General features: G+C 36.5%; 23 protein-coding genes. 13 read left to right on the top strand and 10 right to left on the bottom strand.

Annotation, left to right across the window (positions count from 1 at the left end; genetic code table 11):
• Positions 1-117: 117 nt before the first annotated feature.
• From RGT18_RS12800 to RGT18_RS12815, 4 genes are all read right to left on the bottom strand, one after another.
• Complete coding sequence (locus tag RGT18_RS12800; protein WP_028077455.1) at positions 118-399, bottom strand: hypothetical protein; 282 nt, start codon at positions 397-399, stop codon at positions 118-120.
• A 140-nt stretch (positions 400-539) separates the two neighbouring features.
• Entirely contained in the window at positions 540-1,448 is a 909-nt protein-coding gene (locus RGT18_RS12805; protein ID WP_028077456.1) for a TlpA family protein disulfide reductase, read from the bottom strand.
• 21 nt (positions 1,449-1,469) lie between these two features.
• Positions 1,470-2,327, bottom strand: a complete 858-nt coding sequence (locus RGT18_RS12810) for a 4Fe-4S binding protein (protein ID WP_245580895.1) — start codon at positions 2,325-2,327, stop codon at positions 1,470-1,472.
• A gap of 61 nt (positions 2,328-2,388) precedes the next feature.
• A complete protein-coding gene (locus RGT18_RS12815) occupies positions 2,389-2,553 on the bottom strand; it encodes a CD1871A family CXXC motif-containing protein (RefSeq protein WP_006524898.1) in 165 nt (54 codons plus the stop codon).
• Positions 2,554-2,798: 245 nt separating this feature from the next.
• On the opposite strand from RGT18_RS12815, the gene RGT18_RS12820 reads away from it, so the two are divergent.
• The 11 genes from RGT18_RS12820 to rbr all read left to right on the top strand — a co-directional run bounded on the left by RGT18_RS12820 (position 2,799) and on the right by rbr (position 14,042).
• Positions 2,799-3,479, top strand: a complete 681-nt coding sequence (locus tag RGT18_RS12820) for a response regulator transcription factor (protein WP_028077458.1) — start codon at positions 2,799-2,801, stop codon at positions 3,477-3,479.
• Positions 3,472-4,614 (top strand): sensor histidine kinase, encoded by a 1,143-nt coding sequence (locus RGT18_RS12825; protein ID WP_028077459.1) that lies wholly within the window; start codon positions 3,472-3,474, stop codon positions 4,612-4,614. Before RGT18_RS12820 ends, RGT18_RS12825 begins: the two co-directional genes overlap by 8 nt.
• 88 nt (positions 4,615-4,702) lie before the next feature.
• Positions 4,703-5,338, top strand: coding sequence for a dTMP kinase (tmk, locus tag RGT18_RS12830; RefSeq protein WP_028077460.1), 636 nt, complete (start codon positions 4,703-4,705; stop codon positions 5,336-5,338).
• Positions 5,325-6,332 carry a DNA polymerase III subunit gene (locus tag RGT18_RS12835; RefSeq protein ID WP_028077461.1) on the top strand — a complete coding sequence of 336 codons (1,008 nt, stop codon included), beginning with the start codon at positions 5,325-5,327 and terminating at the stop codon, positions 6,330-6,332. The genes tmk and RGT18_RS12835 overlap by 14 nt, the downstream gene beginning before the upstream one ends.
• Positions 6,316-7,497: a regulatory iron-sulfur-containing complex subunit RicT gene (gene ricT, locus RGT18_RS12840; RefSeq protein ID WP_006524893.1), complete on the top strand. Its 1,182-nt coding sequence runs from the start codon at positions 6,316-6,318 to the stop codon at positions 7,495-7,497. The genes RGT18_RS12835 and ricT overlap by 17 nt, the downstream gene beginning before the upstream one ends.
• Positions 7,494-8,363, top strand: a complete 870-nt coding sequence (gene rsmI, locus RGT18_RS12845; RefSeq protein ID WP_006524892.1) for a 16S rRNA (cytidine(1402)-2'-O)-methyltransferase — start codon at positions 7,494-7,496, stop codon at positions 8,361-8,363. Before ricT ends, rsmI begins: the two co-directional genes overlap by 4 nt.
• A 3-nt stretch (positions 8,364-8,366) precedes the next feature.
• A complete protein-coding gene (locus RGT18_RS12850; protein WP_051240885.1) occupies positions 8,367-9,200 on the top strand; it encodes a PrsW family intramembrane metalloprotease in 834 nt (277 codons plus the stop codon).
• A gap of 47 nt (positions 9,201-9,247) precedes the next feature.
• Positions 9,248-9,964 (top strand): FHA domain-containing protein, encoded by a 717-nt coding sequence (locus RGT18_RS12855; RefSeq protein WP_051240886.1) that lies wholly within the window; start codon positions 9,248-9,250, stop codon positions 9,962-9,964.
• A 73-nt stretch (positions 9,965-10,037) separates the two neighbouring features.
• Positions 10,038-12,935, top strand: a complete 2,898-nt coding sequence (locus RGT18_RS12860; protein ID WP_028077462.1) for an insulinase family protein — start codon at positions 10,038-10,040, stop codon at positions 12,933-12,935.
• A 173-nt stretch (positions 12,936-13,108) separates the two neighbouring features.
• Complete coding sequence (locus tag RGT18_RS12865) at positions 13,109-13,543, top strand: Fur family transcriptional regulator (RefSeq protein WP_051240887.1); 435 nt, start codon at positions 13,109-13,111, stop codon at positions 13,541-13,543.
• Positions 13,503-14,042, top strand: coding sequence for a rubrerythrin (gene rbr / locus RGT18_RS12870; RefSeq protein WP_028077463.1), 540 nt, complete (start codon positions 13,503-13,505; stop codon positions 14,040-14,042). Before RGT18_RS12865 ends, rbr begins: the two co-directional genes overlap by 41 nt.
• 491 nt (positions 14,043-14,533) lie before the next feature.
• On the opposite strand, the gene RGT18_RS12875 is transcribed toward rbr, so the two are convergent.
• Positions 14,534-14,881, bottom strand: coding sequence for a hypothetical protein (locus RGT18_RS12875; RefSeq protein WP_156022768.1), 348 nt, complete (start codon positions 14,879-14,881; stop codon positions 14,534-14,536).
• Positions 14,882-15,071: 190 nt separating this feature from the next.
• On the opposite strand from RGT18_RS12875, the gene RGT18_RS12880 reads away from it, so the two are divergent.
• On the top strand, positions 15,072-15,950 hold the full coding sequence (locus tag RGT18_RS12880) for a YitT family protein (RefSeq protein WP_006524885.1): 879 nt from the start codon (positions 15,072-15,074) through the stop codon (positions 15,948-15,950).
• Positions 15,951-16,192: 242 nt separating this feature from the next.
• Here RGT18_RS12880 and RGT18_RS12885 read toward each other — a convergent pair whose 3' ends face one another.
• Entirely contained in the window at positions 16,193-19,516 is a 3,324-nt protein-coding gene (locus tag RGT18_RS12885) for a UvrD-helicase domain-containing protein (protein WP_028077465.1), read from the bottom strand.
• On the bottom strand, positions 19,503-22,202 hold the full coding sequence (locus RGT18_RS12890) for a PD-(D/E)XK nuclease family protein (RefSeq protein WP_028077466.1): 2,700 nt from the start codon (positions 22,200-22,202) through the stop codon (positions 19,503-19,505). Before RGT18_RS12890 ends, RGT18_RS12885 begins: the two co-directional genes overlap by 14 nt.
• Positions 22,203-22,385: 183 nt before the next feature.
• On the opposite strand from RGT18_RS12890, the gene RGT18_RS12895 reads away from it, so the two are divergent.
• Positions 22,386-23,207, top strand: a complete 822-nt coding sequence (locus RGT18_RS12895) for a hypothetical protein (protein WP_006524881.1) — start codon at positions 22,386-22,388, stop codon at positions 23,205-23,207.
• Positions 23,208-23,377: 170 nt separating this feature from the next.
• Here RGT18_RS12895 and RGT18_RS12900 read toward each other — a convergent pair whose 3' ends face one another.
• Genes RGT18_RS12900 through RGT18_RS12910 form a run of 3 tightly spaced genes read right to left on the bottom strand, consistent with a single transcriptional unit; the run spans position 23,378 to position 25,447 of the window.
• Positions 23,378-24,256, bottom strand: a complete 879-nt coding sequence (locus RGT18_RS12900; protein WP_028077467.1) for a radical SAM protein — start codon at positions 24,254-24,256, stop codon at positions 23,378-23,380.
• Positions 24,257-24,274: 18 nt separating this feature from the next.
• Positions 24,275-24,817 carry a ClbS/DfsB family four-helix bundle protein gene (locus RGT18_RS12905; protein ID WP_028077468.1) on the bottom strand — a complete coding sequence of 181 codons (543 nt, stop codon included), beginning with the start codon at positions 24,815-24,817 and terminating at the stop codon, positions 24,275-24,277.
• A 12-nt stretch (positions 24,818-24,829) separates the two neighbouring features.
• Positions 24,830-25,447: a GyrI-like domain-containing protein gene (locus RGT18_RS12910; RefSeq protein WP_211220274.1), complete on the bottom strand. Its 618-nt coding sequence runs from the start codon at positions 25,445-25,447 to the stop codon at positions 24,830-24,832.
• Positions 25,448-25,500: the final 53 nt, after the last annotated feature.

A 25,500-nucleotide genomic window follows, 5' to 3' on the forward strand; every position in this document is an offset into this window, starting at 1 on the left:
ATTTTCGATATTTGTTGTATAGTCCGTACCAAATATCGTAATTATCTCACCCGTCTTTACTCTAAAATATGTAGTAATTTGAATTGGAGATAGTATTACTTCGCTAAGAGAGATTTGTTAATCATCAATTAAATAATTTACATAACGTTTGAATGATAACTCACCCGGATTAATCGGATTGCATTCCATATCATAAAACTGTGATGTATCAGAAGATACTAAATCATTCTGATTAATTTCATGTAGTTCTGATAATTTGTATGCATACCCAGATTCTTCTTCAACTTGTGTTACTTCATTACTCGAAGTTACTTCTTGGCTTACTTGTCTTCGAGTAGAACAACCTGCTAGCGAACATGAAAATGATGCAATTAGTATTATCGGAATCGCCTTTTTCATAGTCACCTCCAAATGATTCTTCATTTACTGACAAATCCGTAAAGTCCTATGATTTTATCTGTAATTACATTATAGCATTCCCCCCATAATAAAACCCTGGGACATATGCCCAGGGAAAGATGGGGAAACCACAATAATTTTTATTTTTCTTTGCTAGCTTTAGCACTTGCTTCTGCGAGATCTTTTTCGATTTCAGCAATCTTGGCGATATCTTCTTCAAGTGTTTTTAATTCTTCAGCGGAGAATTGAGACTTATTTGCTTCAACCTGTGCCTTTAATACTTGATCATATGGCATATTTTGAGTCTGTTCAATCTGGTCTTTGTTCATTGTTGCAAACACCTTATTCCATAGATCTTGGTGTGCAGCAAATACTTCATTTTCTTTTGCTGTAAGAGCTGCTAATTCATCATTGCTACCAGTTGCTTGTCCTTCTTTTACTTGTCCCTGTGTAACAGTTGATGAAACACTATTTCCAGCCTTCACTTGTTCAATCATCTTGATAATTTCTTCTTGCTTCTTTTCATCTTCAAGATTACCTACGATTGGATCGCCGATAATATTTCCCTTCTTATCAACCATTACTGTTGTTGGGAAACTAAAGATCTTAGCTAAGTAAGCCTTTGCTTCATCTCCACTGTTGATAACAATATTTCTATATGTAGCACCTTGCTTAGCAAGAATATCTTTTGCATCCTTAAGTGTTGCTTCGTCTGATGCTTCAACGTTTGCACCGATGAGTTCAGCACCATGCTCCTTTAACTTCTTGTTAAACTTTTCAAGTGCTGGCATTTCGTTTACGCATGCTGCACATCCATTGAACCAGAAGTTGACAAGTGTTACATCATTCTTACTGAATAAAGACTCATCTACATCCTTACCATCAAAGTCTTTACCTTTAAACTTAGGGAATGCTTCTGATTTTGCTGTTTCTGTTGTAGTTGTAGTGTTTGATGTTTGTTTTTCTTCTTTCTTGTTGTTGCATGCTGCAAGTGTAACTGCCATAACTGCAGATACAGTAAGTAGGGTAAATCTCTTTAATACGTTCATTTTCATTTTCCTCTTTTCATTTTATACATTTTGTAATTTCTTGTTTGTTACTTTTGAATTCTTAGCTTCGCTCTTTTTCTTTACGCCAATATAAGTGCTAATTGCTTGCGTTGGACATGCTGTAATACACTCTCCACATCGGATACATTCCAAATCACCGGTATTCTTTGTGATATCAACATTCATCTTACAAATTCTTGCGCATTTACCACAGGATACACACTTGTTCTTATCAACATGATAGTTGAAGATTGCGATCTTATTAAATAACGCATAGAATGCACCTAGCGGGCAGATCCATTTACAGAATGGGCGATATATAAATATTGACAATGTTGTAATTGTAACAAGAATTGTAAACTTCCAATTGAATAATGTGCCTAGTGTTGCACGAATGTTTTTATCTACGATAGAGAGTGGAATTCCACCTTCTAAGATACCTTGTGGACAAATATATTTACAGAAGTAAGGTAATGCAATACCTGCTTTATTTGTCATGATAATTGGTAACGTAATTACCGCAACAGCTAGGATAATAAACTTCAAATATGTTAAGAATCTTAATTTCTTTGTACTGAATTTCTTTGTCGGGATCTTGTGTAGTAAGTCTTGATACCAGCCAAACGGACACATAAAGCCACAAATCAATCTTCCGACCATTACACCAAAGAAGATTAGAATTCCGCTGATGTAATATGAGAAGTTATATTTTGATGAACCCACAACTGCTTGGAAGGAACCCACTGGGCAAGCTCCTGTAGCGGCTGGGCATGAATAACAATTCAATCCCGGTACACATACCTGCTTAATTTTCCCATTGTAGAGAACACCTTTTAGAAAATTAGGTATATGCATGTTTGTCAAGAATGTGGCAAACATTTGAATTGTATTACGTCTCTTCAGGAATTTTAGAAAAGATTTTGATTTAGGTGATGTCATACTATCCAATTCCTACACACTCTAAGCAAAGACGAATTGCTTTACCGAATACACTCTCAACTTCTCCTCGAGAAGCACCAACGCAGATAAATACAACTGCTAATACAACCAGGAATGCTTGTGCGGCTATTCTAAATTGCGTTGGATATTTGCCAATAAGACTCATCGAATCGTCCTCCTTTACACTCAATTTCTATCTGACGTGAAAAATATAACAAAGCTGATATAAAATTTGTGTTAAGAAATTTAACAACTTATTTTTTCTAATTTAATTCACATTCATGCGTGCATAAATACAAATATATGGTTCGCGAGTCACTTGAAATGTTTCAACATGAATATGCTATACTGAGTGCAGATATGCTCAATTTCTGACAGTTTAATAGCATTTCGAAAGGAACATTATTGCATATGAGATTATTAGTGGTAGAAGACGAAATCACTCTTTGCGAAACAATCGCAAAGGGCCTACGTCTTGATGGATATGAAGTAGATATATGTTACGATGGTGGCACCGCTTGGAATATGGCCATGGATGAAAGCTATGATTTAATCATCCTAGATTTAAACTTACCTGTTATGGATGGTATGGAAGTACTACGTAACATTCGCAAAGAAAACTCAGAAACAGCGGTACTAATTTTATCTGCACGTGGACATTTGCAGGATAAAATTGATGGTCTCGATAGCGGTGCGAATGACTACCTATGCAAGCCATTCCACTTTGAAGAATTAGAAGCGCGCGTTCGTAGTTTAACAAGACGTCGTACCGTACAAAATAATGTCATTCTTTCTTGTGGAGAACTTTCTTTAGATACCAAGAGTCGCACTGCCATGGCTAGAGGTGAAAAACTCCCATTAACACGTAAAGAGTTGGGTCTATTGGAATACTTGTTATTACATCAAGAACGTCCAGTTCCACAAGAAGAACTCATCCAACACGTGTGGGATAGTAGTGTCGATAGCTTTAGTAACTCAATCCGTGTACATATTTCTGCTTTACGTAAGAAGTTACGTGCAGCACTTGGTTATGATCCAATCGCAAATCGCATTGGACAAGGTTATGTGATTGGAGGACAACAGGATGAGTAAACGTCATTCTCTACAATGGAAACTAACTGTCATTACCGCAATCATCGTTATCTTATCCTGTCTTGCGATTAGCTATGCAATTAGTAAATCTGCGATTGCCTCTATGAGTAAAATCGAAGATTCTGCCGTTGCGATTTTACCAGCTAACCCTGCAACAGATAATACAGGAGAAGTTGTTCAATTACAGATTTCTACTAAAGATGTCATCTCTGATATGGCAAAAGGAATTCAAGCGGACTTCTGGAAAAGCAGTTTACTCATTACAATTATTATCACCGTCGCAAGTAGCTCTATGATGTACTTCTTCATTGGCTATGCATTAAAACCACTACAAAATCTCGGTGAACAGATTGAAGATATCCAAGCGAAAAACTTAAAACACCTTGTTGTAAGTGATCAAAGTTCTATTGAAATCGAACAACTAACAAATGCATTCAACGAGATGTTAGAACGTCTCAGTAATACCTTCGCAGCACAACGACAATTCTCCGCAAATGCTGCACATGAATTACGTACACCTCTTGCGGTAATGCGCACAAAACTAGAAGTATTTGAGAAAAACAATAACCCTAGTGCTGCGGAATATCAAGAAACCGTCCATATGATTCGTATGCAGACATCACGTCTATCTCATGTCATTGAAATTCTTCTTGAGATGACAGATCTACAATCTGCCCAAAAACAAGACCATATCTCATTAGCAGATATGACAGAAGAAGTGATTTGTGATTTAACAGCAGTCGCTGATAAAAAAGAAATTACCATCATCCAAACCCCAGGAACTGCTGAAATCATCGGTAATGATACCCTCATCTATCGTGCTATCTATAACCTTGTAGAAAACGCCATCAAGTATAACCATACAGGCGGCAACGTAACTGTATCCATCAAGGAAGATAGTGAATTTGCCAGTGTTATCGTCAGTGATAATGGACCGGGTATCCAACAAGAAGATTGGCAACACATCTTTGAACCATTCTTTAGAATTGATAAATCACGTAGCCGTGATATGGGTGGTGCAGGGCTTGGACTCGCTCTTGTAAAAGAAATTGCCCACCAACATGGTGGCGATGTATATGTCGTACAAAGCTCAAAAAACGGAACAGAAATCGCACTCAAACTACGTCGAAAGTAACAAATGGTCGCTTTATTGGCGACTTTTCATTTATCTGTTCCAGTTGAGCATATATGCAGGGCAGTAGAAGAATGGTATAATAAAGGCTATGAAAACTGGATTATTTATTACATTTGAAGGACCTGATGGAAGCGGTAAAACAACCGTAAGTACTGCTGTCACAAACATGCTAGAAGCAGATGGCTATCAGGTACGTTATACAAGAGAACCAGGTGGTTCCAATATTGCCGAACAGATTCGTCACGTGATTTTAGACCCTAAGAACACTGAGATGGATGCTAGAACAGAAGCACTACTCTATGCCGCAAGCAGAAGACAACACCTTATAGATAAGGTTTTACCTGTGCTTGAACAAGGTGTACATGTCATCAGCGACCGCTTTGTGGATAGTTCCCTAGCATATCAAGGCTGTGGTCGTGAGATTGGTATGGATGAAGTTTATGAAATCAACCAATTTGCGATTGAAAACCATATGCCTGATAAGACAATCTTCCTACAGATTGATGCGGAAACAGGTTTAAAGCGCATTCATAGAGGAAGAGAAGTATTAGATAGACTTGACCAAGAAAGTGTCGAATTTCACCAGCGTGTTCATGAAGGCTATCAGAAGGTTATTGAGAAATATGCTGACCGTATGATTATCGTGGATGCGACTGCCGATGTCGATACCGTGATTCAAAAGTCCTATGAAATCGTGAAAGGATTATTAGATGCGCAAGGATGAGCTACAGCAACAACAACCTCTGTTTTATCATGCGTTAGAAAATGCATGCATGAATCATAGAGTTGCGAATGCTTATCTTTTATCCGGCCCCTATGGAACCCTTAAGCATGAAGCTGCTCTTTTATTCGCAAAGAGTATCTTTTGCGAGCAACACCACGGCATCGCTTGTGAAGAATGTAATACATGTCGGCGCGTAGAAGAAGGCTTGTATGCGGACATGGTTCTACTAGATGGTTCCAAGAGTGCAATCTCCAAAGATGATGTAGATGCGATTCAAGAGAAATTCTCAAAGACCGCACTCGAAGATGGAAATGGCTCTCGTGTATACATTCTAGAAAACGTGGAGAACGCAAGTATCTCTGCACAGAACAGTATGTTGAAGTTTTTGGAAGAACCAGCATCTGGTGTTGTCGCTATTCTTACAACTGATAACATCGATCGTATCTTACCAACCATTGTTTCACGCTGTACGTTAATTCCCTTCTCTCCATTATCAGAAGACTATCTACTTTCCAAAGCGAAAGAAGCCGGTGTACAAGACGTAGATGCTTACTTCATCTCTCATCTTGTAAAAGATATCAACCAAATGAAGGAATTTGCGGACAGTTCTATCTTTGAAACCTGCAAGATGATGTTCAAACAGTACTTTAATCTTGAAGGAAGTCGCGAAGAACTGTTGGTAGATTATGATATCTCCTATCGTTCAAGCGAAAAAGACAGTGCAAAAGCAAAGAAAGAAAATATTTTATTACTTAATGGTTTCTTCGATTTCATGTCATTATTTGCTCACGATGTTGTATGCAAGCATATTGAAGGGCCACATTGGTACAAAGAACTACTACAACAAGAAATATACAAACAGAAAGAATATGGAGAATTGATCATTATCTTACAAGAACAGAAAGATAAGATTAATCGATTTATTGATTTAAATCTATTAATGGATCAAACCTTCTATAGATTGGAGGAATTCAACCATGAACATGGAATGTGAAAATGGTTTATGCGGTTGTCCTATGCACCAAGAGCAGGAACAACCGGCAGTGAAATATGCCTATTCCGTCGCTGTGCGATTTAAGAATGCAGCAAAACCGTATTCTTTTGGCTGCGATAATGCAGATATTAAAAAAGGAAGCTGGGTTGTTGTAGAAACAGCACAAGGAATTGAAATGGGTGAGGTAGATGCGGATGCACTATCAATTGATAAATACAATCTGCATATGCCAACAAAACCGATTATTCGTATCGCTACAGAAAAAGATCAGAAGATGTACGCTGAAAATACCATTGCGGAAAGTGAAGCGTATCGTATCTGTAACGAAGAAATTCTACATTTGAATTTAGATATGAATTTGATGAGTGCACAGTATACACTTGATCGCTCAAAGGTTCTATTTGTATATCTCGCTGATCAGCGTGTCGATTTCCGTGAGCTTTTAAAGGTGTTAGGAACACGTCTACACTGCCGTATTGAGTTACGTCAGATAGGTGAACGTGATAAGGCAAAGATGGTCGGCGGTATCGGTATGTGCGGTATGGAAACATGTTGCAGCCGATACAAGAATCACTTTGATGTCATTTCTATTAATATGGCTAAGACACAACAGCTTGCCCTTAACGTAGAGAAGCTCTCCGGTATGTGCGGTAAGTTAATGTGTTGCTTGAAATATGAAGAAAGCGACTATAAGGAACTCACTGCAGGACTTCCTAAGATGGGATCGCAAGTTGAATATGATGGCATGGTATACCGCCTAACAAGCATGAATGTCATGAAACAGGAAGCCAAGCTAGAAAACCGTGAACAAGTACTCTTTATTTCCTTGGAAAATTTACGCGAGAAAGCAATCCCACGTAAAGGATTTATTCAACAGAACAACCAAAAGAGCGATAAACCTGTACATCGTACAATGGTTCATGAAGGTGTAGCTATACCAGTGAATAAAGATAAAGCAGTACACGTTTCAACAGACTTACCAACCGTTAAGGTAGAGTCATCTAAGCCACAAAATAACCGTTCAAATAATAAAAAAACAAACAGAAATCATTCCAACAAGCAGAATCAACCACGTCAAAACGCAGGAAAGAATACTGCTGAACATAAGAAGGTCACTGTACGTACATTTGGGCGCAAGAAAAAAGATGAGGGCGATAACGCATGAACCGCCAGAAATCCTTCGAAAATGAAAAACCAACGCTATATTTAGTACCTACTCCAATCGGAAATCTCAATGAGATGACTCCACGTGCTATCGATGTCTTAAATAGCGTCGATGTGATTGCGTGTGAAGACACACGTAATAGTGGGCAGTTACTAAAGCATTTTGATATTTCAAAGCGTTTGATTGCTTACCAAAACTTTAATGAAGCCTCCAGCACAAAAGGCATTATTAACTTACTCTCTCAAGGAAATAATATTGCCTTGATTTCCGATGCTGGATATCCACTCATCAACGATCCAGGCCAAAGAGTTGTCAGTGAAGTGACAGCCCTTGGATATAACGTTGTGCCAATCTCAGGCTGTAGTGCTTTCTTAAACGCACTAGTTGCATCAGGTCTTATTGCACAACCATTTATCTTCATTGGTTTCTTACCACCTTCCACACATGATTGTGTTAAGAAACTACGTCTGTACCAGTCATATCCGATGACACTCATTATGTATGAAGCTCCTCATCGCATTGAGAAGATGTTACAAAGCTGCTTAGATGTGCTAGGTGATCGGCATATCTGTATCGGTCGTGAATTAACAAAAGTACATGAGGAGTTCATCCGTGGTACAATTTCCGAGATATTACCAATTGCTTCAGAGCTAAAAGGTGAAATGGTCGTTGTAATCGAAGGCAATCAAGATGACTATGAAAAAGATATCGATATGGGGCAAATCCTAAACATGGTGAATACTTCTATTGAGAGTGGAATGTCCACAAGTGCCGCAATCAAAGAAGTTGCCAAACAGACAGGTATCCCAAAAAATCAGATCTATGATTTAGTTCATGGAAAAACTGATCAGAAAGGTGTGTGCTAACGAATGTTAAATCAATATGGACAATTGTCCTTAGAACAAACACTGTTCTATGTTACGATTGCGGTTTTCCCTGCTATCTTCTTCATGATTTATATCTATCGCAATGATAGTAAAGAAAAAGAACCACCACTCTTATTACTAAAGTGTATTATTGGTGGTCTACTCTCTGTACCAGTCGCAATTATATTAGAAATGATTTCTGAACAAGTTGTCTTCTATCTTTTAGAAAATGTAGTGACTGCTACACGAGTCAATTATGGTATCCTAACCGCAATCTTTGTCGGACTTATCGAAGAAGGCTCAAAGTTCTTCTTCCTCTATCGATTTACTTGGAAAGACAAAGCATTCAACTACCGCTTTGATGGTATCGTTTATGCAGTATTCGTATCACTAGGATTTGCGGCATTAGAAAACGTCTTCTATGTATTTAATTATGGAACAGGCGTCGCATTACAACGTGCACTTCTAACTATTCCAGGACACATGAGCTTTGCGGTATATATGGGCTTATACTATGGTCACGCAAGAGTAGCTGAAGCCTTAAACATCCCAGATGTAAAGTCATTAAATCTAAAAGCTTCTTATGCATTTGCGGTATTACTACATACAATCTTTGACGCAACACTCATGGTTGAATCAGAGATTGGACTAATCTTCTTCCTTATATTCATTGTTATCCTAGATATCATCGTATATCGTACGATTCGCCTAGAGTCTAAGAATGATATTCCTATCGTTCCACCAACAGAAGAAGATATCTACGCAGAAACACAATTACCGCATCCTTCCCCAATCATTGAAATTACGCACAATGTAAGTGAACGTGAAAAAATGTAATGTTTGTTGTATTATAAGGTTAACTATATTAGTAAGAGGAGTAATTTATGTTAAGTGATCCAACAATTGTCAAATTGATTATCATGGGCTTAGTAGGCACAAACGTTGTCTTACTTGCGGCCGTTATCTTCTTGGCATTTAAGAAAAATACATATTATGTAGATGCGGATGGAAACGATGTTGGTACAACAAAAAAGCCACAAGTTAAGAAAGTTATACAAGCTACACCAATCGCTCCAAAGCCAAAACCAGTACAACAACCAAAGCAGAATGTAGAAGATTCACTCGCTGCGACAACAGTTCTTACTGACTTAGAAAGACCTGTTATGCCAATATCTCCAACAATCAAACCAATAAAGGTTGATTCCTTGGATACACCAATTCGTGAAAAGAATAATGATGATTCCGCAACATTATTCGAAGAAATCTTCTCTACAACAAATCTAGATGAAGCTGACCCAAAGATTCTCGTTACAATCAAAGTAGCAGGACAAACAAAGGATCATACAATCAGTAAATTACCTTGCTTGATTGGACGAGAAGCTGCTAGTTGTGACCTTGTTATCAACGAGCCAGCAATCAGCCGTAAACATGCTCGCATATTAATTGAAAGTGATACATTCTATTTAGCAGACGTTTCCGAACATAACGGAACATACCTAAACGGAATCAAATTGCCACCACTTGGTAAAGCTCGTATCCACGAGGGAGACCACATCAATTTAGGCCGTGCAGAAATCGTCATCAACCAAATTATTGACTAAAGATGCTTAGGGCATCTTTTTTCTCTGATTCTATATAATAATGATGTATGATTAACGGGTATGGAGGTTCAGTATGAATTTAGAACTAAGCAACAAGCTACACGGATTTGTCCTTGAACAAATCAAAGATATCGAAGACGCAAAAGGAACTTTATATATGTTCCGTCACGAACAAACAAACGCAGAACTCTGCTGGTTAAAACGTGATGATAAAAATAAGACCTTTGCGATTACATTCAAAACAATCCCTGATAACGACACGGGTGTTTTCCATATTCTTGAACACAGTGTTCTAAATGGTTCAAAGAAATATCCTGTACGTGAACCATTTGTAGAACTATTAAAGAGCAGTTTACAAACATTCTTAAATGCCTTTACGTATCCGGATAAGACAATGTATCCGGTAAGTAGCCGCAACAACAAAGACTACATGAACCTCATTTCTGTATATATGGATGCGGTATTCCAACCAGCAATCTATACAAACCCAAATATCTTTCTTCAAGAAGGTTGGCATTATCAGATTCATGATGTAAATGAAGAGATGGAATACAGTGGTGTTGTACTCAATGAGATGAAGGGTGCCTTCTCCTCTGTTGATGAAACAATCGTAGACGAACTTAACCGTATGTTATTCCCAGATAACTGCTATAAGTATGTATCTGGCGGTGACCCACGTTATATTGCAGATTTAACTTATGAAAAGTTTATCGAAACACATCAGAAGTTCTATCATCCATCTAACGCACGTGTTTGGGTAGATGGTGACCTAGATATTGATGAAGTACTTCGTTTTATCCATGAAGAATACTTTGTTAACTATCATAAGGAAGAGATGGATTTCGCAATTCCTATGCAGAAGATTCTACCAGCTGTGCATAATCATATCTCCTACGAAGTGAATGAAAATGAACCTACCGAGAATCGCTCCCACATCTCTTTTGCGAAGATTATTTCTACCTATGATTCTTATGTACAGAATATTGCATGGTCCGCACTCTCTTCTACACTTGTAGCCAACAATGAATCACCATTAAAGAAGGCTATCCTCGATAACAGCCTCGGTGAAGATGTTGACTTAGATTTATATGATGGTATTCAACAGCCATGGCTTGTCTTAACCATTCGTAACACCGATGCAGACAAGTATGACGCAATCCGCAAAATATTACGTTCTACCACTAGCAAGCTTGTAAAAGATGGCTTAGATCATGAAGAATTACAAGCAACCATCAACCAGATGGAATTCCGTTACCGTGAAAGCCATGAGCCTGCAGGTTTAATGTATGGACAACGTGCAATGGATAGCTGGCTATATGGTGGTGATCCAGCAGAACCATTATCCAACGGAAAGCTATTCGATATCTTACGTGAAAAGATTGAACAAGGATATTTTGAAGAACTCTTATCATCCTTCTTATTAGATGAAGAATATCTTAACTCCTTAACAGTTGTGCCATCCACAACAATGGGAGCTAAGCGCGTCGCAGATGAAAAGAAACGTCTAGCAGATATTAAGGCTTCTAGTAAAGAGAATGTTCTAAAGTATATTGAGCAAAACAAGGCACTAGACCTATGGCAACAGTCTACTGATACAAAGGAACAACTAGCTACTCTACCTAAGATTCATCTTTCAGAGATTGATGAAAAGCCAGAAGACCTTCCACTACAAATCGAAAAAGTACAGTCTGTTAAAACACTGATTCACCCTACCCAAGAATCCGGTATTGTTTACCTCTTTTTCTACTTCTCACTTGCAGGAATTACAATCAAGCATTTACCAGCAGTTGGTTTATTTACCGATTTACTTATGAACCTACCAACTACGAAGAAGACAGTTCGTGAGTTACAGCGTGCTGTACGCAAGGACCTCGGTTCCTTGAATATCGTTACAGATGTATACTCACCAGACAACCGTTCTGATGCATGTATTCCAGTCCTTGCGGTATCCTGTTCTGTACTAGAAAGAAACGTAGATAAAGTTGTACCGCTGATTTTAGAAGTTATCAAAGATACGAAGTTTACAAAGGAAGAAATCTTACCTATTCTCAAACAAGGTAATGAAGGCGCAAGACAATCCATCATCATGAATGGACATTCCTTCGCAATGCGTCGTGTATCTGCACACCATAGCGCAGAAGGTGTATTCCGTGAATATATCGGTGGATATGAAAATGCGTTATTCAGTAAGAAGTTAGAAGATAACTACGATGAGATGATTGATGAAGTGATCAATGAGTTTGAAATGTACCAAGAAGTATTATTCTCCAAGGATCGTTTGATTGCGAGTGTCACTGGCGATCATTTGGATGTCGTAGAAAAATTCATTGCTGGTATCAATCGCATTGAAGCACAAGGAAACATTGTGCACTACCCACTCTTACAAGAACCTAAGGAGGCACTTCAGATTCCAGCAGGTATCTCCTACTCTGCCGCAGGCACCAACATTAAGACCTTCGACTTTGAATATGATCCATGCTTGCAGGTAATCGCACATCTATTAACCTATGATTATCTTTGGACAGAGGTCCGTGTAAAGGGCAATGCATATGGAACAGGCTTCAGTGCGAATCCAAATGGAAATATCGCCGCGTACTCCTATCGTGATCCAAGCCCACTACATTCCATTGAAATCTATCGTGATATCTACAAACGTATCAAGCAACTAGCTGAAGATGAACATACTGACTTAGCAGGATATATCATCGGCACAATTGCGGCGGCAGAGCCACTCTTAGCACCGGCTGCGAAAGTTCGACTAGCAGATATTCGCTACTTCCGTAACACCACATACGAAAACCTATGTGCTGCACGTAAGGAAGTCCTCTCTATGAAGAGAGAAGATCTCGCAAGATACGTAGAACTCTTCGAGAAAGCATTACAGGCACCAACATCCTGCATTGTCGCAAATGCAGAAACGATTGAACAATGCAAGGAAGAAGGATATACAATCCTTGATTTAATCTCTTAAAATGGCACAAATGCCGTTTTTATTGTGCAATTGTGTCTAACTTTCATAAAAATGAAATATTTTCAGGTTAGTTAGTTCTAACATGCGAAAAAATCACAAACTTCTTTGTGCAAAGGTGTTGAATTCAAAATAAATTATTCTATAATGATAATAGTTCTCAATAAGTGGTGAATATGAAAAGAAGACAGACTTATCAAAAACAAGAAATATTAAGTATTATCCAAGGAATTGGAACGCATATGACTGCGGAAGAAGTTAAGTCTGCTTTAGATCAAAAGGAGACCGGCATTGGTTTAGCGACTGTATATCGCAATCTTAATCTTCTCGTCCAAGAAGGTGTGATTCGTAAGTATACAGGTGAAGGCTACAACTTCTATGATGGTAATCCTGCTCCACACGATCACTTACGTTGCACAAAATGCGGTAAGATGATCGACCTTGGTGAAATGCCTTATGATTCTTGCCCAGATGAAAAGGTAGAAAAATTCACCGGTGGAAAAGTATTCAGTCATGTCACTATTTTTGAGGGAATTTGCAAAGATTGTCTAAATGAGGAGGACACAAGCAATGGAATTAAAGGGTTCAAAAACCGAAAAGAATTTAAATGATGCATTCGCTGGCGAGTCAATGGCTCGCAACAAGTACACTTTCTTCGCTGAGAAGGCTCGTGAAGAAGGTTATGAACAAATCGCAAACATCTTCTTAGAAACAGCACGTAACGAACAGGAACACGCTAAACAATGGTTCATCGCATTATGCGGTGGTGCTATCCCAACAACTCATGAATGCTTACAGATGGGTGCTGATGGTGAAAACTACGAGTGGACAGACATGTACAAGAGAATGGCTGAAGAAGCTCGTGAAGAAGGATTCACACGTATCGCAGCTCAGATGGACATGGTAGCTAAGGTTGAAAAGGACCACGAAGAAAGATACGAGAAGCTAAAGGCTAATATCTTAAACGCTCAAGTATTCGAAAAGGACGAGCCAGTAGTATGGCAGTGCGAAATCTGTGGTTACACAATTGAGTCCAAGAAGGCTCCTAAGATTTGCCCACTCTGCAGCTACAAGGAAAGCTTCTTCGAAGTTAAGAAGGAAAATTACTAAAATAAAATGGAAGCCAAATTACTATAATGTAAGGCTTCCTTTTATTTTGATACCGAAATACTAATTATAATTTCTATATTTGATCGCTTTCAAACGTTTATTTGATTGCTGAATTTACATCGTAATTGTACTAAAAATTGGGAAATGGTTTCCTAATATAATTACAACTTTCCATATTTTCGTTCATAAGCAATCAAATATGTCGTTTTAATACCACATAAGGGTAATGAAACTATTATGAGTGTGCCGTCAAATGTGGAAAACTCTGATTTCCCACACAAATATTTTACTGATACCAGCACATATCTATGACCTATCTTCTTAATAAAACTTGCGGATAACTTTTTTACAGTATCATCTTTCTTCCATAAAACAAGAATAACGTCCCTTCATCAGAAAGGTCTAGGGGGGATTATGACATGACTTATGATTGATATACAGGTACTACCTATTTCGCGTTTACGATTAAAGTGCTCTTTTATGTCAGAAACTTACATATGTTCATACATTAAAATCATTAACAAAATGATTACTGCAAAACAACCCAAAACAAATAATATCTTTCCTTTTTTAGAGTGGAACATCTTAATTTTTTTGGGATTATTCTTGATTGAAAGAATATATGTAACAATTGATACAGCCAACAATCCAAAAGATCCAAACATAACAAGGATATCAAATCTTTCGTATTTACTAAAAAATGTCCCGATGGCGTAGGAAATCATTAAACTTATACCTGAAATGATTTCATATTTAGTATGTTTCTTTATCTTAAAGTCTCGTAGCATTTTCCAATACCCCCAAAATCTACCTAATTGATTTCTAAATACATCATTCAAAATATATCATTTCTTCTTGTTATAATTCCACATAATTATTCAATAATATCAACTCTATGTTTTCCACTAAATTAGAATACTAAACTCCAAACATCTCTATTATGAATATAACAGAAGATATTTCATAAAAGCGGTATGAAAATACCATCTTTTTCTTTATGATTATCTTAGTGAAAAAGAGGAACATCATATGTCACAAGAAATCTATGTTAAACCCAAGAAAGTTACACCCTTAAATATCCTACTTATCTTGATAGGATCATCCTTATATGCATTATCCGTAAACTTCTTCTTAGTACCTTTAAAGCTTTACTCTGGCGGAGTCCCTGGTACAGCTCAGATGTTAAGAACATTATTCTTTTCTAATGTTCAAAATGTAGATACTGCAGGTATTATCAACCTTGCATTTAATATTCCACTCTTTCTTCTAGCTTTAAAGAAGATGAAGAAGCGCATGGTCGTAGGAACCGCGTTATCTGTTGCCTTACAGACAATCATCTTTACTTATATCATCGCCCCTACTGCACCTATTCTCGATGATAAACTTGCATGCATTGTAATCGCTGGACTATTAGGTGGCGTTGGATGTGGATTAATTCTTACAAATAGCGCAAGTGCAGGTGGCCTAGATTTATTGGGTTTATATCTAAGTCATAAGTCAAAGAAGATTTCTGTAGGACTATTCAATGTACTTTATAATATTGTTCTCTATACATTAATGGCAGTACTTTTTGATGTTTCAACTGCGTTATACTCTATTATCTATATTGTTGTATTCTCTGTTACGATTGACCGTTGGCATTATCAAAACATTGAAGTTGAGCTGATGATTTTCACACATGTCCCTGAAGTGAAAGAGATGATCATGCATGAATATGCAAGAGGTGTTACTTGTTGGGATGGTAAGGGTGCTTATACCAATCATCAAACCGAAGTACTCGTAACAATCGTCGCAAAAAGTGAGGTTTCATCTGTCCAAAGAGAGATTCGAAAGCTTGATCCAAATGCCTTCGTAATCGCACATACACGTGTCTCTGTGTCTGGAGGTTACCAAAAACGCCTTGTTTAGCGCTAAAATGCGATTAGTAGTGGATTTGTTTTTTCTTTGTGATGCATTTTGTAATAAATATTCCTAAGGTTGAGCACCTTCTGTCATGTCTGATGGTAAACTTCTATGGAGACCTCTTTAGAGGAAACCGTATATTAGCCGCAAAACTTGAAGAAGTTCTTACGCAGAGATCTCCGACAGATTCTAATTAATTTAATAGAGATAAAAGATGGAGATTACAAATTCTCCATCTTTTTCTCTTATTAAATTTCTAAAGCTTTATCATGATGTACTGACCATGCATATGCATCAATTGTTTTATTTGGGTAAATTAGCTGTAGTGCTTTTCTATATGTATTGATCTGTTCTGTATACAACGATTTAATCTTAGATAATTCTGCGTTATCCGTCTTAAAATCAATCAGAATAATTCTATCTTCTAAGATTGACACAAAGTCCATGATACCATGTATCTTTTCTTTCTCTGTTTGTACATAGAAAGGATACTCGTGATGAATTTCACCTTCTACAGCTTGGTGATATATATCTGAATCACCGAATGCCAGTAGATGTTTTAACTCTGTTGAAGAGAGATTTAGGAATGTTAAATCATCTGCGTTAAATAATCTTGTTGGTATTTGTTCAAAGCATGCATGAATGTGTGTTCCATATTCTCTTCCAGCATTTGTTTCTGTTAAATCTAATGCTGGTAAGCTACTGCCAAACTCGGTAGAACTTGGTGTTAATATTTCCTTCTCTTCTACACTTGTGTATCCATAGTGAGGAAGTTCTGTGACAGTCTCTGTTTCTTTATGTTCTAGGTATACATTCCATGATGGATCAATATCAACCCGTTTCATAATTGGTTCGTTTGCCATTGTGCTAAGGATTAATCCTGACATACCATTACGGATGAGTAAATCACCTAACATAAATTTCTTTCCACGATATGGAATTGGTTTGGGTAGTGCGTCTACGATATAGAGTCTACGTACTGCACGTGTAACTGCTACATATAAGATACGAATAAATTCTTCCGCATCTTCTAAGTTTGCTTTGTATTCAATCGCACGTTTATGAATTGTCTTTCGTTTCGCACGATATGGATTCGCACATAAGAAGTTTAATCCAAGATAGAGATCATCATCGACATTGACTGCTTCTGCACTATCTCTAAACTGATTTATTGCATTACTCCACAGGAATACATACTTATACTGCAATCCTTTTGAATGGTGAATCGTTGTGACGGTAACGATATCATCTGCTGAGCCCTTAGAGACAGCTTCATTGGATACTTCATCTTCAACTGCTTTTAAGGAATTTAAGAATTCCGCAACAGAGTGATACTTCGCAGATACTGTCATTTCAAATAGATAGTCAAAGTTTGACTGTTGACTGATATTTAAACGATTGAAGTAAGCGTTATGATTCGCAAGCTCTGATAACATTCTTGGAATACCATAGGTATCCGCAATCTCTTTATACATCTGTAAATCATCATAGATGCCAAACTCTTTGGCGACTGCCTTTATTGAACCTAGTCTTATCTTTGCCTTTGCAATCTCTTCATCACTATAGTTATAAAGATTAGAAACCATGCATGCAAATAGAGCAGAGTCTGCTTCTTCGTCTAACATAGCAGTACATAACGCAATAACTGTTTGACATAGCTCTGAACGATAGAATCCTTCACGTGTATCAATGCTGTAAGGAATTCCCTTCGCTTCAAAGGCCGCTTTGAGATATGCTTTATCACCATGACTTCGTAAGAGTATCGCAAAATCATGGAAAGATGGTAGCTTTGTATCGTTCTTTTTTGCAAGTTCGAATTCTTGGTTATAGGTATCAATAATCTTATTGGCAATCCAATTCGCCTTGATCATCTTGATATCCTCATCTTCGTCCTCATCATCACTGACAATCGTTGTTTTATTCTTCGGAGTATAACTTGCAAATTCAATTAACGCATCTGGACTATCATTCTTTGGGAACCAGTCAACGATATCATCCTCACCATACTTTTCTGTACTCTCTTTTACATTCATAATCTTTTGAAAGAGTATATTTGTAAATTGAATAATACGTGCATCTGAACGATAGTTTCTAGAAAGGATGATCTTCGCAGACTGCATAGATGTATCGATGGTTTCTTCAGTAATCTTTTCTGACTCATTTAATTTGGAACGCATTAGCGCAGGCTTCGCCTGACGGAAACGATAGATAGATTGTTTCGTGTCACCTACACGAAAGATACAGTTAGGACTTGCAATCATTTCAATAATTGTGTCCTGTAGTTTACTTGTATCCTGGAACTCATCAATCATGACTTCTTGTAAGTTATCGCGGATTACCTTTGCAACATTTTCATGTTTTAGAATTTCATATGCATAGCGCTCCATATCAGAGAAATACATTGCGGTATTTTCTTGTTTGATACGTATACAATTTTGATATGTATTCTTCGCTAGGTTAATGAGTGCCGTATTGATGATAGAGGCATCTCTTGCGTCTGAGACAAAATCATCTTCATTCAAGCGTCCCTCTGCCATATTCTTGAGTATCTTTTTCAAATGATCCATTGCACGTGCATGTTCCGGATAATTCTCTTTCTTATAACTAGAAAGCTTTGTATCATCCATCATTTGAATCTGTTGTTTATAGTTTTGATATATCGCAAAAGTATAGGCAGAATGTTCATCTTCTGGCATCAGTTCAGCCTGTAATGTTCGAATGATATTTAAGAATGTATCAAAGGCTACAGAATTATCGATTATTTTTCCACGTCCATTGATGGCTTCCGGTAACTCTTGCAAGATTTCAATATCGCGCTGTAATACTGCTAGCTGTCCATACAAAGACGCAAAGAAATACTTACGGATATTGATATCGAATGCATCAAATGATGTAAAGTTATTTGAACTTGTAGGATCAAACTTCTTTGGATACATCTTTAATGCATGTTGGTACCATTCATCTGGATCAACGGATGATTCCGTATGACGATTGATTTTCACAACCGCATTATATAGTCCATCATAGTCGTCAGCACGACTAGAAAAGTACGAAGCTAGCATAATGGTTTCTTGTGGGCTTATTTGATAGGCATACTCTAATGCACGCATAAACGCATCACGCTGAATATTTTCATTTTGTCCACTTGAGAGAATATTTTCTGTCGTTGCTGGATCTAGACCGATAATGTTGTAATACTTCTTGATAATAGATAAACAGAAAGAGTCGATGGTTGTAATATTTGCACTTGCGAGTGCGATAATCTGATCATCGATATACTGAATTAATTCTTGATCAACAGGTTCTTCTTTTTCTGCTAACTGTTTGATTTCATTTAACTCTTGGGCAACACGCTTCTTCATTTCACTTGCGGCTGCTTCGGTAAATGTTAAGGCGAGGATACGTGATAAAGGTACACGTGGGTTATCCTCAATACATCTTTTTACCAAACGGGATACGAGTACTTTTGTCTTACCTGCACCTGCAGAGGCGGAAACGACGATACCCATCCCAGAAGAATTACAGGCAACGGACTGTTCAGCAGATAATTGATTTTTCTCAGAGATTCTCATCTTCTTTTGCCCCCTTTGCCGCAACTTCTTCTTTCTCTAATTTAAATGGAATTTCCGTTGGAATACCTTCCACCTCCACTGCTGTTGGAATGCGATATTTACCATCAAAGTGATACATCGCCATATATGGTAATGTTGTATTCTCAATTGGAGAAAGTTCAATATTTCCGCTAAGTACATGTTCATGGAAGTTTGCATAGATTCCTTCAATGTATGCTTGAATCTTATCAAAGTCGTAGATATTCTTTGGACTCTTGATATGTCTTGCGCCTAAATCCACATCATCACGATGTTCGTTGAAAATCCATACGGCACACTTTCGACTCTTGATGAAATCCCCTTCTAAGCTATTTAACAATGCTTGTTTTGGCATATCGCCACATTTGTTGTAGATACGATTCAAATCAATCGTTTCATCCTTCATAGAGATATACTGTACAGCTGTTGGATTGTATTTCTTTCCTTGCAGGTTATTTGCTACAATCATCATGTACGTTAACATCTGTAGACGTAAGCCCTGCTTTACTTCCGCTTCACCAATAGATAATACCGAAGATTTGTAATCAATGATGCGAATCAAATCCTGGTATAGATCAATACGATCAATAATACCGTGGATATTCACATTACCAATTACTGTTTCAGGTAAACGATACTCAAAATATTCTGGAATAAAGCTTGTATCTTCTTCTAAATCATGCATGAATGTCATAAACTTAGACAATGAATCTGCCAATCTTTCCAAAGAGATATCGTATAGATATTGTTCATTTGGATGTGTTAGCTTGAGTATATCAAAATATGGTCTTAGTAGCTCTTTGATTTCGGTAGATGTTAAAATGTTCTTTCCATCTTCTTGTAATGCATACTGTTTACGCTTTACGCTTTCATGCATGTATTTATTTTTATAAGAAGATAGTAATGTATACATGAAATGATGTTGAATATTTCCAATCGTGATTGGATCAAGCTCCGAGAATTCTTGGTCCATAATTCCTAACCCCTTTTGGATAAAGTATCCATATGGATTGCGGTAATATGACTCTACCGTACTAACAGAACCATTTAATAAGCCCTTTTCATCTAAAAATAATTGTTGTGCAGTTTCTGGTGTTAATTCATGTTTTACTTCCATATGATTATCTACAATCAAAATTGGCCATGGGATGTTTTCTGTCTTCATGTCCACTTTTGATTGCACTTCGTATGCTAGCTGCATTTCTTTGCCTTGGTAGTCATTTGTAGAATATGAATAATAGATTTCTTCTGCAGAGGAATCAATCCACCTAAGTGCGTTCATATAGTAACCATAGCGCTTATTCATACTTGGATACGCCGGTATCTTTGCAAGATAATCTTCATCAAACAAACCATTATGAACTGGAAAGCCTGGATAATTCTTACCACTACATCCAATTACATAAGTTACTTCTTGTTTCTTAACCGGATAAGTTAAATCTGCTACAGTACAGATCGCGTCTGTAAACACAGCACTATCCGAATGAATTCCCTGTAACATATGCATGACAAAAGGAATATTTTCCACAGTCAGTTTCTCACTTGTTAAAATAGACTGTAAAATATTGCGTAATTGTCTTCCTTCTTTGAGTTCATGTTTATTCTGCAAAATCTTTTGATTACGGATAATTTCAAATGCATTCATCAACATTTCTTCAAATGTAGATGCTTGCATTAAGCTATCTAAAGCCTGTTGAATACTATTGAATAACTCATCTGCACGCTCTTCAAAGTATGCATAACGTGTAGCTTCCTTTTTGAATACTTCTGATGCCTCTAGAGATTGCGATAAATGTTTTGGACATTCAACATCTACCAATACTTGGTCTAGATATTTGAGTACTGTAAATAGTGAACTACTCTTCTTTTGGTCATCTACACCAAATGCATCTATATATAAAGCCTTCATTAACGCTTCTTTATTCTTTTGATACGCAAGATTGACTAATGCGATATAGCGTTGAATCAATCTGGCAGATACATCATGATGAACTGTTGAAAATGGTATCTCATATCTTCCAAATACTTGTTGTACAACAGGGTATTGTGTTTTCCATGAAGTAAGTACTAAATTACATGGTCTTCGATATGTTGCGATATCCTGTGCTACCGCCTCAATTTCACGACGCGTACTTAATGCATAGCGTAAATGTTTTTGACTAGTTGTTGTGTCATTTGTTTTTGTTTTGTCTTTGAGTTGTTCTAGAATTTCCACATAGTATGGATCTGCCTCAAAGAAAGGATATACTTCTACATCGTCCTGCTGCAATTTCTGAATTGCAGTTCCCTTATTTTCTACATTCTCTTTTTCCACAAATGGAATTTCTAATAGAATACGAATGATTTCTTTTAATTCCTTTTCTTGTTCATTTGTCTCAGGTAGAGCATCAACTTGAATATCGCGTTGAATACACTCTAATACAAACTGAAAAATCTCCTGAATGAATGCAGGATAGTCAAACATCTTTTGATAAATGGGAAACTCATCACTTCTCTTTTTTAATGTATAAGAGATCTTCAAAAGTGCTACATGCTTGTCTGTATGTTTTTCTCCTAGCGCAACAGAAAGTGGAACTGCTAGTACATTTTTGACAACGCCATGATTATGTTTTGCAAGATCCTCATAAATATACTCTTTTTGGTAATTTGCACATAAAATTGTTTTCATATTTAGATTTTATCATAGGCAATCCTGCATATTTGTTAAAATATCCTGTTTTATACAAAAAAATTGCGTAATGTTACTGGATTTTTCAAAATCTGCATGCCTATAATTACATCGACAAACACTACATAATCATCAACTAACAATATAAAATTGAATACAATTACTTGGAGGAAAGTATTTATCATGGCAATCTGTGCTATTCTTGGCCAGAAAATAGACAGTAGGAAAGACGGAGACGACTGTTTATTTAACGGTTATTTAGAAGATTATCTCAGTCTTAGGGAAAATGAGATTGATGATAATTTAAAAGAATCATTTGAAAAAGTATTAGAAGTAGAACCAGACACAAAGATTTGTGTGGATTTACACTGCGCCGTCAACATTGAAGCAATTAGCAACCAAATCATCCGCTATAAAGACATCTGCAAGCTTAACGGGAAACCACTTGTAATTCCTTACATCTTGTATTTTCAACATGATGATGAAGATAGAGCTATCATCATTTATGACTGTAAGCAATACGGATATATCTATGCGAAAGGTCTTTACTACTGCATGACTGAACCAGCTGGCGAATTTATCAACTGCAAAAACGAAATTGTTGCGATTTCTTCTAAACAAGAAACAATCCTAAAAGTTCTTAACCAATTATTCACTGTAAAAGCAGGCTCTATTCAGCGTAGTATCGATCACGAACTTTTCCACAATTATGAAGAGTTAAAAACTGCATCCAAAGAAGCTGCGAACGCTCTAAAACTAGAAGCGATGGAAAAACTTCCTGAATTAGAAGATCGTACACACGCAATCTGCCATTATGTAACAAACTGGTTTCTTTTAAAGAAGGTTCTCTATGTACAATATATGGTAAATAAGAATATCTTATCTAGCGTTCACGAAAATAATATTAAAAAACAGAGAAATCAAGCAAAGATGAATTCTGAAGAAATTGATATTCTCAGTTTCAGTGAAATGTGGAGATTACCAAAACAGGAAACCGCTGTATAATATTGTGTCGTTGCCTTATCCATAAATGGGTAGGGTTTTTATATGTTCATCAAAGCGTGCTTTGCCAAGTTCCTTTTTTGATGCTTTCTCTGTTTCATTTTGAATAAAGAAATAAGACGATAGTGTTTTAATTTCTATCATCTCATACCATAGATACTTAATTCAGTTAGTCAAACTTCATCAAAGAAACTGAGTTGCTTTGAAATATTCTTTCCTTCAAATAAATTGAGGTAGTTAAATATCGCTTCATTATCATGAACGATGTTATTCAGCTCACAGAATTCATGAAACAAATTCATTAGTTTTTTGTTGTTTACACTGTTTGCTACATAATTGTTTCCGTATCCTCTGATGTATCGTTCTTTCAGCTTTGGAAACTTTTTATCCAACTGCGAATAAAAATATTCTCTGTTTCCCTCTCTGAGTGTAAGTCCCATACCAAAGCATATTATTCCAAACACTTTTACTTCCTTGCAATAATTTAAAATACCAATGATGTTTTCCTCCGTATCGGTAATAAATGGTAATATCGGAGTCAGCCAAACTACTGTTGGTATTCCCTCATCACGCAATATTTTTAATGCTTCAACCCTTTCTCTTGTTGTTGAAACATTAGGCTCTATCTTTTTACAAAGCTCTTCATCATAAGTTGTTAATGTCATTTGAATTACACATTTTGATTTTGAATGTATTTCCTTAAATAAATCTAAATCCCTTAAAACATTAGCTGACTTTGTTATAAGTGTTATACCGAAGCCATATTTATTTATTATATCAAGTGCCTGTCTTGTATAATTTAGTTCAAGTTCCTCTTTAATGTATGGATCCGTCATAGATCCCAAACCAATCATACATTTTTTTCGCTTTCGTTTTAGGCTCTCTTCCAAAAGACTGATGCCATTTTCCTTTACTTCTACATCTTCAAATTTATAGTTCATTTGATAACATTTACTTCTTGAGTCACAATAAATGCAGCCATGAGTACAACCCCTGAACAAATTCATTCCATTTTTTGAAGATAGTATTCCTTTTACTTTTGTAAAATGCACGTTACTATCCTATTCCAATTATTTTTGATTTACATTTTTCTGATGCGCTTTAATCTTTTTCATTGCCCAATCATAATGACTTGCAGTTGCACTTACAAAGTATGAACCAAGCACACTTCCTCCGACCCATTTATAAACACCTTTTGAAAAGAGTTCTTCATTTGTAAATTTTTCAGCTAACGCTAATACATCACTATGTGATTTATGAACTATTTTAATTGCGTCTTCAAGAGAAGTATTTTGATGTTTCTTCCAAAGTTCCACATTCATATCTCCATAAGTTTTCCAGTTATATGGTTCAGGTAAAAATGGGTTTTCTTCTCCCTCTTGATTGGAATGTACCCAATTCAAAATAAGCTGATGCCATTCATAGAGATGGGTTAGAATATCTCTTAAGTTTTTATCTCTTTTCCAATGAGCTTCTTTTTTCTTTTCATCTTTTGAAAAATCAAAGGGCGTATTTAACTCTTCCTCTGTCATCTTTGAAATAAGTAAATTTAACTTTTCATAGTTTTCCTTAGCAGCAGTCATTAAATCATTTTTTGTCGTTGGTCTTGACATAACACTTTACTCCTATTTCACTGAATATCTTAATATAGTTTTTTGTTTTTCTTCTGATGTCCTGTTTTTATTACTTAGGTATATTTCTTTATGAAAATCACCTATTCTTCTAAGATCAAGTTTTCTTGCAAGTTCATTTAGCTGTTCAAATGATTTTGGTTCATCATCATAACTTCCAACATGTAAAATCTGAATGGATTTACCTTCTTCTATTTCTCTAAAACTCATCTCATCATACAATGCATTAGGCTTTTTCTTTTTTATATTCTCAAGTGCCTTTGTGAATATCTCTTGTGTAATAAAATCAGGTTGTTTAATCATCAATGTGTATTCCAGTTTATTTTTATCAAGCTCTGCTCCATTTACTTTTTCCCATAATCCCTCTAATGGATATACCGTAAAATCTGTAATCTCGTTATCAGTTTTATTTTTCATTGCATTTTTAAACAACATTTTAATGGCATAAGCAAGAGAATATAATGCGGATATTCTGTTTGAGAAATCTACTTCATTCGGATTTCCTTTACCTTTTACCAAAACAAATTTTTGCTTTGGAACATTTACAATAATTGGCATTTGTTTTACGCTGTAAAGATTATTTTCTTGTTTTCGCCATTCATATTTCATCATCTAATCCTCCCTTTATATTTGGCTAATTTTATTATACAGAAGGATACTTGACA

Origin of the sequence: Solobacterium moorei, assembly GCF_036323475.1 — a bacterium.
GTDB lineage: Bacteria > Bacillota_I > Bacilli_A > Erysipelotrichales > Erysipelotrichaceae > Bulleidia > Bulleidia moorei.